General features: G+C 41.5%; 12 protein-coding genes. 1 reads left to right on the top strand and 11 read right to left on the bottom strand.

Annotated elements, in window-relative coordinates:
• Window positions 1-166: 166 nt before the first annotated feature.
• The 9 genes from RM368_RS27430 to tpiA form a co-directional block, all read right to left on the bottom strand.
• Entirely contained in the window at window positions 167-1,255 is a 1,089-nt protein-coding gene (locus RM368_RS27430; RefSeq protein WP_322696976.1) for a 2-aminoethylphosphonate aminotransferase, read from the bottom strand.
• A 119-nt stretch (window positions 1,256-1,374) separates the two neighbouring features.
• On the bottom strand, window positions 1,375-2,535 hold the full coding sequence (gene aepY / locus RM368_RS27425; RefSeq protein WP_322696975.1) for a phosphonopyruvate decarboxylase: 1,161 nt from the start codon (window positions 2,533-2,535) through the stop codon (window positions 1,375-1,377).
• Between the two features lie 27 nt (window positions 2,536-2,562).
• On the bottom strand, window positions 2,563-2,790 hold the full coding sequence (locus tag RM368_RS27420) for a hypothetical protein (RefSeq protein ID WP_322696974.1): 228 nt from the start codon (window positions 2,788-2,790) through the stop codon (window positions 2,563-2,565).
• Between the two features lie 93 nt (window positions 2,791-2,883).
• Window positions 2,884-3,558, bottom strand: coding sequence for an FCD domain-containing protein (locus RM368_RS27415; protein WP_322696973.1), 675 nt, complete (start codon window positions 3,556-3,558; stop codon window positions 2,884-2,886).
• A 216-nt stretch (window positions 3,559-3,774) separates the two neighbouring features.
• A complete protein-coding gene (aepX, locus tag RM368_RS27410; RefSeq protein ID WP_322696972.1) occupies window positions 3,775-5,430 on the bottom strand; it encodes a phosphoenolpyruvate mutase in 1,656 nt (551 codons plus the stop codon).
• A gap of 243 nt (window positions 5,431-5,673) precedes the next feature.
• A complete protein-coding gene (locus RM368_RS27405) occupies window positions 5,674-6,429 on the bottom strand; it encodes a phosphocholine cytidylyltransferase family protein (protein ID WP_322696971.1) in 756 nt (251 codons plus the stop codon).
• 207 nt (window positions 6,430-6,636) lie between these two features.
• The gene (locus tag RM368_RS27400) at window positions 6,637-7,350 is read right to left on the bottom strand and encodes a 2OG-Fe(II) oxygenase (RefSeq protein ID WP_322696970.1); all 714 of its coding nucleotides are present in this window, start codon (window positions 7,348-7,350) and stop codon (window positions 6,637-6,639) included.
• Between the two features lie 47 nt (window positions 7,351-7,397).
• On the bottom strand, window positions 7,398-8,003 hold the full coding sequence (locus RM368_RS27395; protein WP_322696969.1) for a CDP-alcohol phosphatidyltransferase family protein: 606 nt from the start codon (window positions 8,001-8,003) through the stop codon (window positions 7,398-7,400).
• A gap of 260 nt (window positions 8,004-8,263) precedes the next feature.
• A complete protein-coding gene (gene tpiA / locus RM368_RS27390) occupies window positions 8,264-8,995 on the bottom strand; it encodes a triose-phosphate isomerase (RefSeq protein ID WP_322696977.1) in 732 nt (243 codons plus the stop codon).
• Window positions 8,996-9,338: 343 nt separating this feature from the next.
• On the opposite strand from tpiA, the gene RM368_RS27385 reads away from it, so the two are divergent.
• The gene (locus tag RM368_RS27385) at window positions 9,339-10,820 is read left to right on the top strand and encodes a GTP-binding protein (RefSeq protein WP_322696968.1); all 1,482 of its coding nucleotides are present in this window, start codon (window positions 9,339-9,341) and stop codon (window positions 10,818-10,820) included.
• A 427-nt stretch (window positions 10,821-11,247) separates the two neighbouring features.
• On the opposite strand, the gene RM368_RS27380 is transcribed toward RM368_RS27385, so the two are convergent.
• Window positions 11,248-11,439, bottom strand: a complete 192-nt coding sequence (locus tag RM368_RS27380; protein WP_094348875.1) for a hypothetical protein — start codon at window positions 11,437-11,439, stop codon at window positions 11,248-11,250.
• Window positions 11,440-11,538: 99 nt separating this feature from the next.
• Entirely contained in the window at window positions 11,539-12,312 is a 774-nt protein-coding gene (gene hisF, locus RM368_RS27375) for an imidazole glycerol phosphate synthase subunit HisF (protein WP_322675124.1), read from the bottom strand.
• Window positions 12,313-12,327: the final 15 nt, after the last annotated feature.

The following is a 12,327-nucleotide window of genomic DNA, read 5'->3' as shown; positions in this document are numbered from 1 at the left end:
CTGACTCTATTACATCCCTACCTCACTTTAAAAGATGTTGGTAATGACAAGCCTTGTAAAGGGGGGAAACAAGAAAAATCCGGTTCCCTCCCCTTTGCAAGCGATGCCCTGAGCTTGTCGAAGGGGGGAGGGTTAGGGAGGGGTAAAACTTACGCTTCAAGTCAGTTTACCGAATAATTTCTTTAACAACGCCAACAAAGCGTTCCATGTCGGCTTGGGTAATAGCTCCCATTGTCGAGACTCGGAAGATAGATTGAGCTAAATTTCCCTGTCCAGAATAAATGATATAATCTCGTGCTTTCAGTTGGTCGTGAAATTCTTCATAGCTGAAACCGTCTGGCAAGTAGTAGGCATTCAAGACAACGGATGAACTGCCAAGAGGAAGTAGGGGTTTAATTCCGATTGAGGCTAACCCGTCTCTAACTAAACTGGCAAGTTGGTTGTAATATTTGTGTCTAGCACGCCAACCTCCTGCTTCTGCCATTTCTTGCAAAGCTTCTGTTAAAGCATAAAATGTCTGTACTGATTGCGTAAAAGGTGTGCCGCCTCGTTCTTGCTGCTGGTAATAGGTTGCTAAATCTAAATATAAAGTGCGGGGGATGGTGTCTACTGATGGCAGTGCATCCCGTTGCAGGATGACAAAAGACGTTCCAGGCACACCATGCAGACATTTATTCGCTGTCGCAGCGCAAGCAGTGATTCCCCAATCTGCAAAATTTATTTCCTCAGCACCAAAGCTGCTGACTGCATCTACTAATAATTTGATACCGCGTTCTTGGCAAATTGGCGCAAGTTCCGCTAAATTATTGAGCCGACCGGTAGTAGTTTCGTGATGGACGACAGCAAGGTGGGTGATATCGGCGTTTTCATCTAGGAGTTTGACTAAAGCTTTGATATCGATTTCGGCATCCCAAGGATGGGAAAGTGTGATGTAATCAATGCCGTGAATTTTGGCGATTTTGGATAGTCGTTCGCCATATACACCGTTTTCAATTACTAGTAATTTCCCGTTTGTGGGTACTAAACTGCTAATCATCGCTTCCATCGCTGCGGTACCAGAACCCGTCAGGAGAACTGCTGCCCAGCGATCGCTCCCAAGCCCATAAACTTGAAGTAATTGTTCGCGGATTCTGCTTTGAAGTTGCGAAAATTCTACTTCACGGTGGCATAAATCGGGACTTAATAAGGCGTTTCGGACGCGATCGCTCAAATTAACGGGGCCGGGATTTAGTAAAATCATTTTGTCATTTGTCATTTGTCATTTGTCATTTGTCATTGGTAATTTGTCATTGGTAATTTGTCATTGGTCATTGGTCATTAATAAATTAAAAGTTTGTATTTTAAATTTATTAATTACGAATTACGAATTACGAATTACGAATTACCAATGTGTTTCATAAAGCGTTGTAAAACTGCTTCCGGGGTGAGGTTGGGTCTGGGTAGTTTTTCTAAAGTTCCGGGACGGATTTTTAAATGAGCGAATTTAGGTCTGGTGTTAGCATCTGCGGTAAATAAGGTATCTAAAAGGGCGGGGTCATCTCCGGCTAATGTCACGCCGTAACCGCACGCTTCCGCAATTTTGGCAAAGGAAATACCCGCCGAAACAGTGGCTTGTGCGCCTGTGGAATCGTGGACTTCATTATCTAACAGAATATGGGTCAAGTTCGCACCGCCATAAGTGCCGATGGTCGCAAAATTACCCATCCGCATTAATGCTGCCCCATCGCCATCAATTACTACTACCTTGAGGTCTTTCCGCGCTAAGGATAATCCCAATGCCATTGAGGAAGCGCAGCCCATCGAGCCGACCATATAAAGATGATTGGCGCTGTCTTTACTAGCAAAGAGTTCCCGTCCCGTGTATCCGGTGGTGGCAATTATTACAGTATTTTCTGGATCGGTAAGTTCCACAATCCGAGCTAATGCTTCGTTGCGAGAAATGCGTTGTTCTTTGTTGTCCCGAAAAAAGCTTTGCTGAAGATGAGCGCTATGATTATTTTCTCGTTCGGGGATAGAAGAACGGGTGAGTGCGTGGGGGGCGATCGCTCCTTTACGCATAATTAAAGCATAAGGACAGCGTTCTTGTTGCATATAGGCTGTGGCTCTTTGCAGAACGGGTTCTATTTGTGCTGCATCTGTGGGAAAATATTCCCAAGGTATAGTCATTGTTTGCAGCAATTTCTCTGTGATTTGCCCCATTAATTGATGTTGTGGTTCATCTTGCAACAAGCGATCGCCTCTTAAAGTACAAATCAGCAGCAGTGGAATCCGAAAGATATAAGTGAGGGAGGTTAGCGGGTTAACTGCATTCCCCAAACCAGAGTTTTGCATCATCACTACAGCTGGTTTACCAGCAATTGCGGCTCCAGCTGCGATCGCTACAGCATCTCCCTCATTGGCTGCGGAGATATATTTAAGTTGAACGTCATTTATGACGTAGTTAATAAAAGGCGTGAGAAAAGAACAGGGTACGCCAGTGTACCACCCAAAGCCAAGATTACGCGCAGCTTCTACAAATTCTTCTGCTTGGATCATAATTAAAAATTTACAGCAATTTTCAGGTCAAAGATCAATTTTATTTTTGTAACCCTTTCTTACCAAAGTCTCAAACCTTGCATGACCGCTGGTGACAGGCTCGCTACTTTTGGGACTATTTTCATTAGAATTCTGATTAACATTAATTTGCATCTGCAATAAGTAATTCCCTGTTGCACTTAGATAAAAAATGATTTGTAGAAATATTAAACAATTTTGAACTTTATTATTTGGCTTTTGAGTTTGATTATTCATAATAACTCCGAGGGAATTCACCTTTCTACGATAATAAACGACTTTAGTTTAAAAAGGTTTAAATGAGAATCAACTTTGCTCAAAAATAAGAGATTACTTTTTTTCAAGTAACTTTGTAATTTCCTCAATATCATTAAGAGAATTACTTAAGTGTAAATCAATAGCGTTACTTAATCTTTCTTGGTTTAGATCAAGTATGGCTTGAAAAATTTCCAAATGAATTACATTTTGTCCAATTGTTATATTAAATTTTAGTTGAGGAATCCAAATTTTGAAAAAATCCATATAATCTTGTCTATATCGTTCTACTAACCTTCTTGCATATTCATTAGGATGAGCATTCATAATACACGTGTGAAGATACTCGTCCAAAACAATCATTAATGAATTATCTTTTTCCTGATATGCTTTTTTATATAAATAAAAAACCTCTTTAAAACTAATTAAATCTTTTTCTTGTAATACTTTTAAAAAGTATTTTGTAGCTTCTTTTTCATACTTAAATCTTACTTTTAATCGCTGCTCAAATTGTCCAATAGAATACTGTGGAAAGTATTCAAGCAAAGGATTAGATAAAGTTTTGGCAAATGCTTCTCGAAAATTTTGATTAGGAGAAGTTTCTCCCGTTTCAATTGCTACTATAGTTCTTCGACAGGTATGACACTTTTCAGCTAACCTATCTTGTGACCAAATTATATTATTTCGTGAGTTTTTCAATATGCGCCCATAGGCTAGCTTTGTTAGCTTATCTTGTATTAAACCATCCATAATTATCCTAGTTCGTTTAAAAGCTTAATTATTTTTCAGTCTATCAAAATAAAATAGTAAATTTAGCGCATGTTTTCTGCTCATTGATAGACGAACATTGGGTATGGTATTAGAGAAGAAAGATTATTATTTGAGCTTTAAAACTCAAAACTTCAGCTTCAGAACTCGGAATTTCAATCTGACAATTCCCCATGCCCAATGCCCAATGCCCCACTTTTATTGTTTTAATTGAAAAGCAAGGTCAAGATCGTCCAAAGAATTAACATCTAACCAGTTACCGCGAATATAAAGCACCTTGATCGGTTTGCCTTGCTCGATTAAATAATTGCATAATTCTGGCAAACCCAGACTATTGAATTCCGGTCGTTTTTGCAACTCATTAAGTGCTTCACTAACCCATTGTCTACCTTGACTCCGCAAGCGCAACATCCCAATCCAGCGACCGCTAGACTTTCCTAATTGCGTTTGTGTTGTTTTAGAAACGTTCAACAGGTTGACATCCTGTCCAAACAGAGAAAGATCGTCTGGAATTGAGCAATAAGCGTAGTCAGGTGAACCGCTAACAGACTTGTTGTTGGCTACAGAATCAACTACAGCCACAATTTCTCCCGGACATTCTAATAAATCTCGCAGGATGTAGCTTCTAAATAGTAAATCGCCGTAAAGCACCAGCATTTCTTCGCCAAAACTAGCTTGAGCTACGGCTAAGGATGCTAATTCTCCCGTTGTTTCATAATCTGGGTTGCGGATGACTTTAGTCCCCGGAACATTGATGGTTTCTGCTTTGTAACCGGCGACAACAGTAATATCATTGATAGCAAGTTTCTTGAATTTGTCTACCAACAACCTGAGTAGAGGTTTACCTCCAAGAGGTAACATTACTTTTGGTTTATCTTGCGTCAATCCGGCTAATTCTTGGCCTCTGCTAGCAGCCAGAACGATCGCTTGGGTATGTTGTCGTCCGTTGTTAAAGTAGCGTTTTTCAGCTTCTTGGAGTTCATCCGCCCCCTGTAGCCGGAAGATTTCTTTGACGGGAGCAATATCATCTTCAATGTTGATTAAAGTTTCGCTGGCTTTCACTTCGCGGGCGATCGCTTGCATACTAGCAACAGCAGATCGAATCAGATGGTTTGCCCAGATGACCAAATTAACTTCCGCTTTCCGAAAAACATCAGTAGGAGTGCTGTAATATTTGGTCGGTATAAAAACCAATGGGGAACGACCCGCCCATTCTTTAGCAAAGGCTAGCACTTGATCGGGGCGCGATGACTTACTGTGAATTAAAATCGCGTTTGCTCCGGCGGCGTGGTAAGCTTCAGCTCGGCGCAGCGCCTCCGAAAGATCCCAGCCGGCGATCAAAGCTTCGAGTCGGGCGACAATGCAAAAATCTGCATCTGTTTGACTATCTTTACCCGCCTTAATTTTGCCGCAGAATTCATCAATTTCAGCCAAAGGTTGGCGACTACCGTTGATAAAGCTATTGGTTTTGGGAAAAAGCTTATCTTCAATACAGACTCCAGCGATTCCTCGCTGTTCTAACTTTTTAACTAGGCGACGCATATTATTAAAGTTGCCATAACCTGTATCGCCGTCTAATAAAATCGGGATGCTGGTGACATCAGACATGAACTCTAGCATTTCTACAACTTGAGTCCAACTGGCTTCATTATTATCTCGAACGCCATACTGAGCCGAAAGGGCTAATCCACTCGCCCAAATTCCTTTAAATCCAGCCTCTTCCACAATCCGGGCGCTAATCCCATTGTGAGCTTCCATAATGAAGTCGAGTTGAGGCGATTCTAGTAATAACCGTAATTGGGCACACTTATTTAATTTTGCAGAGGTATCATTGGGTGCAAATATTTGATGCATTTATTCTGCTTTTTTCAACCTATAGTAATAATTAAAGAAGAATTCAGAATTCAGAATTCAGAATTCAGAATTCAGAATTCTGAATCAATTAGTGGGAGATTCAAAACCGCCACTATGTTTTTGACGACTAAATCGGATATTTAATGGGTATTTTCAACCCCTTGATTTACCTGCTACTAGCAAATAATTCATACTGACTTCTGAATTCTGACTCCTGACTTCTGAATTCTTTCAAAGATATTTTCAGACATGTTCTGCGACTTCTATCTGAGGTAAAATCTCGTTTTGGGCGCGTTGAATATCCTGGGGAAAATCGATTTCGAGCCAAGGTAATCCAGTGATGTCTTCGTAGCCAAATGTTTCTGGAGTTTCTAAGAGCAGATCCCGAATTACTTCTTCATAAGGTTCATTATCCCGTCCGTCTGCAACATATTGTTCTGTGCGAATCGCAAGACGGCGAGCAACAGCACTTTCAAAACGAAAGAATCCCACCGACTCACCTGCAAAATCGTAAGCTAAACCAGGAGTTACTTGTTTACGAAACTCCACTAGATAATTATCTCTGACGCAAAGCTTCACGGGTTCATCTCCCGGTTCAAAATCTCGATCTAATAAAAAGCTGTTGGGGAGATTTGTCTTTACCAATCGTTCGATGATGCGGCGATCGCACAATACATCTGCATCCATTAATAATATGTCATCGCCAGCAACTAAATGCTGACGTACAGTCCAAAGGCTGATTACACTGCCTTTGGTGTAGTCAGGATTATAAATTGTACTGACCCAATTCTCGGCTCCTAATGCTTTGATTTCATCCTGAATTCTTTCTGCTTGATAACCTACAGCAATCACTACTTCATCAATTTGGTAATGACGAAGATAGTTAAAATGGCGCTCTAGTAGAGATTTGCCGTTAAAATTCAGTAAGCATTTGGGTTGGATTTGCCCATCTTTACCTAAGCGTCGTCCAACGCCAGCAGCTAAGATAATTGCCTTCATCGTCAAATCACCAACAGTAGCTTAGACACCAGTAAATCTGGAAATTTTCCCAGTATTTTATAATGACTGTTTTTTGCTCAAGACAATATTTGTTAATTAATTCTTAACATAGAGGAGGCAGGAGGTAGGAGGCAGGTAGTCACTGAGCGTCCTGCCCTGAGCGGAGCCGAAGGGAGTCGAAGTGAGGCAGAAGGGAAAATGGTAGTGCTAAGTGCGAAACACCTGGCGAAAACCAAAATAGGCGATCGCATCTTTCATATTCGAGACAAAACGTTTTAGCATACCCATACGGGTGTCGGTGACGTACTCCAAAGTTAAGACAATGCGCTGTTCGTTGTCACCCAAAGGAGTAACTCTGTGGTAAAGTTTGTCACCATTGAATAAGACTAGAGTACCAGGGGTTATGGAGAGCGATCGCGTTTGTGTCTCCCGTTCTGGAATATCTTTGTAGAGTTTATATTCCAGCTTACTGGATGAATTATCAACTAAACCAAGCAACACTGTATAGCGTTTCCCGTGATAGTAAGAAGTATCGTAATGATACTGGATATGATCTCCAGGCTCAGTATAATAGTACAGCGCGTAAGTATGGGGATCGGAATCAGGACAGGGAAAGAGTTTTTCTGCCGTAATTTTGTTCAGAAACTCGAAAAAGGCACTGAGTTGATAAAACTCTCCGAAAATCGGAGCAAAGCTATCCAAGCTATAGCGGCTGATACTACCGCCCTTTTTATGATTGGGAATATAGTTGCGGTTGATAGCAGGTTGCAAAGACGGCAACAGCGCCAAAAACTGCTCAATAATGGAGTTAGGGACAAAGTTCTCCACTACCAAAAATTCATTTTGAGCTTGAAACTCAGCTTGAAGTTTCTGGTAATCAACGGCTGCTATAGCTTTATCAATTTCAGTTTGAAGCTCCATTGATGTCCATTGATAATTATTTATTTATTCTCTCACTGCTTCCTTATCTAGTTTGATTCCGGCTGCGGGAGTGTCCAAAATTGCCAAATTACCCATATAGCAAAGGTTGGCGCTCCAATTGTCGCTGCCATTAATAACGGCTCTAGTCCATTCAGTAAGGGAACTATGGGAAACAAATATAGCACGTCTTCAATGTCAAAGCCGGCGAAATTTGGTTGACGGCTGGCGTCTTTACCTAAACGTTGTTCCATTTGGTTTCGCAAATGAAAGATGCAAGCAACAGACACGCCAGATACTATCCCCATCACCAACGCCCACCAACCAAATGTTCCCTCCCTCAGACCATATCCCATACACACAAACAATAGAATATGGATGATAGCGTCACTAGCAAGGTCATATTGATGTCCCCATTTGCTACTTTTCCCACTCAAACGAGCTAATTCACCATCTGTATGATCGAGAAAATTAGATAAAGCAAATAGCCATGCCCCAATATTAACCCAAATGGTATCGCCAACTGCGAGGGCGACAGCCGCCGCCAACCCTGTCAAAAGTCGCACTGTTGTAAGATGATTGGGATTTACCCAACTGTCTTTTAGAGGTTTAATTAGCCAGTAAGCAAGTTGAGCATCCCAAGGCTTTGCGATCATAGATGAACTTAAAAAAGAAAGTTAAAACAGGAGTCAGAATTCAGGAGTCAGAATTCAGAATACTCCACCCGTGAAGGGATGGAGTATCAACTCTTGAAAAATATTTTATTTTAATTTTATTTTGCCCACAAGCAGCAATGTTTTCAAGCAATATTCATTACCCAGTCGTACAAAATTCAATTCTGAATTCTGACTTCTAAGTTCTGAATTCTTCTTATTAGGCATTCCCATGCAGAGCATGGGAACGAGAAAAAAGCACATCACACTGATTTAAAATTCACAATCCGAGCGAAACTCTCAGGTTCTAGACTTGCTCCTCCCACGAGGACACCATCAATTTCTGGTTGAGCCATAATCTCATCAATATTATTCGGCTTGACTGAGCCGCCATATTGAATTGGTACATTCGGATTAGTCAACTGACTACGAATTAAGCCAATTATTCGATTAGCTTCCTCTACTTCACAAGTGTCGCCAGTGCCAATCGCCCAAATCGGTTCGTAAGCAATCACCAAATTATCTTGATTGATATCTACCAAGGCTTTGTCGAGTTGGAGAGTAATCAGTGATTCAGTTTCTCCCGCATCTCGTTGTTGTTTACTTTCGCCAACACAGAGAATTGGAGTCAAACCAAACCTTTGAGCAGTTCGGAGGCGCAGATTAACGGTGGCGTCCGTTTCTCCAAAATATTGCCGTCGTTCGCTATGACCGACAATCACAAAGCGCACACCACTTTCTGCCAGCATTGGGCCAGAAATCTCACCCGTATAGGCTCCATATTCTTCCCAATGGATATTTTGTGCCCCCAGTTGGATAAGGCTGCCGTGCAAGGTCTTGGACAAAACGTTTAAATCAGTGAAAGGAGGACACAATATCACTTCTCGCCCTTGGGGGGTTTCCTCTAAGTGGGGCAGAAATCCTTGTAAAAACTCTTGGGTTTCTGCCTGGGTTTTGAACATTTTCCAGTTGCCGGCAATAACGATTTTCCGCACAGGTAATTTAGTCAAGATCCTAACGCGTTATATTTAGATGCATTTTTCAGTTTATGACGTTTTGTTAGTCATTATTCACTAGGAATTGGGAATTGGGCATTGGGCATGGGGCATTGAGAATGGGGAAAGGGAAAGGGGAAAAGGGTAAGGGGAAAAGAGGAAAGATTAAATTTATTCCTTTTCCCTTTAACCTTTAACCTTTTCCCCTGCTCCCCCTGCCTCCTCTGCTCCCTTTGTCTTATCTAGCCAAACCCCTCCTAAAAATAACTAGGATAGTAAATGAACTGTATCTAAAATCTAAAATTTAAAATCTAAAATCTAAAATCTAAAATCTAAAATTAATATGACTTCGAGATTGCCCGTGCCTGAACCTCATCAAAACGATTCCGCTAATACTGACGCAAATTCTCTCAGCTGGGAGGAAGAATTGGATAGTGCTATTTTCAGTTTTGAAGACATTCAGACGGAACTGAACTATAAACAAGCACAAACAGCGTTGCGAAACTTGGTAGCCAATCTCGATCTTACTCCCCAGGAAAAAACCGGATTGGAGGCAGAAATTGCTGATTTGGAAACCATGCTAGGGAAGTTAGACCGCATGGTGGTGCAGATTGCGACTTTTGGCATGGTGGGACGTGGTAAGTCTTCGCTACTAAATGCTTTGGTTGGGCAAACGGTATTTGAAACTGGGCCGCTGCACGGTGTCACCCGTACTGCACAAACAGTTAATTGGAGTATTAGCGAGGAGATGATTGGGGAAACTGAACGTGCTTTGCGTGTGACTCTTCCTGGTATAGGTCAATCCCAGGTGGAATTAATTGATACTCCTGGGTTAGATGAAGTAGATGGTGCAACCCGCGCCGCCTTAGCTGAACAAATTGCAAAACTTGCAGATTTGATTCTGTTTGTGATCTCTGGCGATATGACAAAACTGGAATACATAGCCCTTTCTCAGTTGCGGGAAGCAGGTAAACCAATCGTTTTGGTGTTTAACAAAGTAGACCAGTATCCAGAAGCAGACCGGATGGCAATTTATCACAAAATCCGGGATGAAAGGGTGCGGGAATTACTCACACCTTTGGAAATTGTTATGGCTGCGGCATCGCCATTGGTGAAGACGGCGATTCGTCGCCCTGATGGTACAAGGGGCATACAGTTGCGTACAGGGAATGCCCAAGTCGAGGAACTGAAGCTGAAAATATTGGAAATTCTGCATCGTGAAGGTAAAGCCTTGGTTGCCCTTAATACCATGCTTTATGCCGACATTGTAAATGAGCAATTGGTTGAGCGAAAACTGATGATTCGGGAACAGAATGCCAATCAGTTGATTTGGAAAGCTGTGATGACTAAAGCATTAGCGATCGCACTCAATCCTGTAACTGTGGTAGATATTCTCAGTAGTGTGGTAATTGATATTGCTCTAATTTTGGGTTTATCTAAACTCTACGGCTTCTCTATGACCGAAGCTGGCGCTGTACAATTGCTACAAAAAATCGCCCTGAGTATGGGCGGTATCGGTGCTAGTGAGTTGTTAGCAAATTTAGGCTTAAGCGGATTAAAAACTTTACTTGGAATTTCGGCAACCGCTACGGGTGGTATTGCGCTAGGTCCTTATATATCGGTGGCGATTACCCAAGGAGGAGTCGCTGGTGTTTCTTCTTACGGTATTGGACAAGTTACCAAAGTTTATTTAGCCAATGGCGCAACTTGGGGGCCTGATGGGCCGAAAGCAGTGATTAATCGGATTTTGACAAATTTGGATGAGACTTCAATTCTTAACCGGATTAAAGATGAATTACTCCAGAAAGTAAAACTCAAAAAGTGATGTATAAATTAGGTTTGGTCAACCATATTTATCCTTAGCTTGACTTTATCCATTTTTTTCACAACGCGATACTCCTGCGGAGTCGTTGCACGAACGCTTAAGCTGAAACCTTTTTAGGACAGTAGTTTTACTTTTTTCACTTCATTGATAATCTGTGACGTGGAAAAAGTATTTGCCAAAAAGCTAAAGTTTTTGCCGCATAAAGAAAGCGAGTTCTTAATTTTGGATAAAGTCGAGCTTAGAGGATGTTTGAAAAGTAGTCAAACGCCGAAATCGATTGCGAAATCTAATTGGTAAATGTACAGGTGCGCTACCAACTGCACTATAAACCCTTAAAATAAATCTTATATAATCGCTTAATTATTATTACTTTGTCAAGCTTTCTAGAAACTAAATTTTAAATATCCCCTTTCGCATTCAGCACTCTCTAGGATACTTGCAACAAATAGGTCATACAATGACCCATCAAAAAGTAAACTACTAACATGGCAGCAGCAGCAAGAGCAACCAAGGTACCAGCTAACATCAGAGAAAATTCTTTACTCTCGTAGGCTTTTTCCATTAAGTGCAGCGACCACGCTACCAGGGCAACATCAAAAAGTAAAATAGGAAGCAACATATTTCTTAATATTTGTTAATACTTGTAAAATAATATTAACACCCTTTTCAGGAAGTGTGTCTAACCTTAGATAGATGTCATTAAATGAGAAATGGTGGATCAACAGAATGTTCTGACTGGCACATTGCGATCGCGCAAGTAACTTTTAATTTCTGCTACGCTTAATTGTCCGTAATGTAACAGTGACGCGAGTAATGCGGCTTCAGCCTTGCCTTCAGTAAGGGCAGTGTAGATATGTTCACAGTTACCTGCACCACCAGAAGCAATAACTGGAATTTCTACAGCATTAGCAATCGCCCGTGTAATCTCAATGTCATACCCAGCTTGGGTTCCATCAGCATCCATACTTGTGACTAGCAGTTCTCCGGCCCCCCGTTTTTCAACTTCCTGTGCCCACAATAGGGCATCTAAGCCTGTATTTTCTCTGCCACCCCGCACATACACATCCCAACCTGGATTCTCCGGGTTATTTCTGCGTCTGGCATCAATAGCAACAACTATGCACTGATTACCAAAGCGATCGCTTGCCCGATTAATCAAGTCTGGTTCCCGCACTGCCGCAGAATTAATACTAACCTTATCTGCGCCCGCCCGTAACAAAGCTTTAACATTTTCTAAGGATTGAATGCCACCACCTACAGTCAATGGAATAAAGACCTGTTCAGCAGTGCGGTAGACCACATCTAAAATTGTAGCTCGGTCTTCATGAGTAGCTGTAATATCCAGAAATACTAACTCATCAGCACCGGCTTCGTTGTAAACCTTGGCCAGCTCTACCGGATCGCCTGCATCTTGGAGATTAACAAAGTTAACTCCTTTTACAACCCGTCCCGCCTTCACATCTAAGCACGGTAAGATTCTTTTAGATAACATAATAACTTTTGTACT

The organism is Nostoc sp. DedSLP03 (assembly GCF_034530815.1).
GTDB lineage: Bacteria > Cyanobacteriota > Cyanobacteriia > Cyanobacteriales > Nostocaceae > Nostoc.
This window is presented reverse-complemented; position numbering and strand designations above follow the sequence as displayed.

What these genes read in the sequence shown, in the direction of transcription:
- RM368_RS27430 (WP_322696976.1), bottom strand. Translation starts at nt 1,255, where the DNA reads ATGACAAATGACAAAATGATTTTACTAAATCCCGGCCCCGTTAATTTG.
- aepY (WP_322696975.1), bottom strand. Translation starts at nt 2,535, where the DNA reads ATGATCCAAGCAGAAGAATTTGTAGAAGCTGCGCGTAATCTTGGCTTT.
- RM368_RS27420 (WP_322696974.1), bottom strand. Translation starts at nt 2,790, where the DNA reads ATGAATAATCAAACTCAAAAGCCAAATAATAAAGTTCAAAATTGTTTA.
- RM368_RS27415 (WP_322696973.1), bottom strand. Translation starts at nt 3,558, where the DNA reads ATGGATGGTTTAATACAAGATAAGCTAACAAAGCTAGCCTATGGGCGC.
- aepX (WP_322696972.1), bottom strand. Translation starts at nt 5,430, where the DNA reads ATGCATCAAATATTTGCACCCAATGATACCTCTGCAAAATTAAATAAG.
- RM368_RS27405 (WP_322696971.1), bottom strand. Translation starts at nt 6,429, where the DNA reads ATGAAGGCAATTATCTTAGCTGCTGGCGTTGGACGACGCTTAGGTAAA.
- RM368_RS27400 (WP_322696970.1), bottom strand. Translation starts at nt 7,350, where the DNA reads ATGGAGCTTCAAACTGAAATTGATAAAGCTATAGCAGCCGTTGATTAC.
- RM368_RS27395 (WP_322696969.1), bottom strand. Translation starts at nt 8,003, where the DNA reads ATGATCGCAAAGCCTTGGGATGCTCAACTTGCTTACTGGCTAATTAAA.
- RM368_RS27385 (WP_322696968.1), top strand. Translation starts at nt 9,339, where the DNA reads ATGACTTCGAGATTGCCCGTGCCTGAACCTCATCAAAACGATTCCGCT.
- RM368_RS27380 (WP_094348875.1), bottom strand. Translation starts at nt 11,439, where the DNA reads ATGTTGCTTCCTATTTTACTTTTTGATGTTGCCCTGGTAGCGTGGTCG.
- hisF (WP_322675124.1), bottom strand. Translation starts at nt 12,312, where the DNA reads ATGTTATCTAAAAGAATCTTACCGTGCTTAGATGTGAAGGCGGGACGG.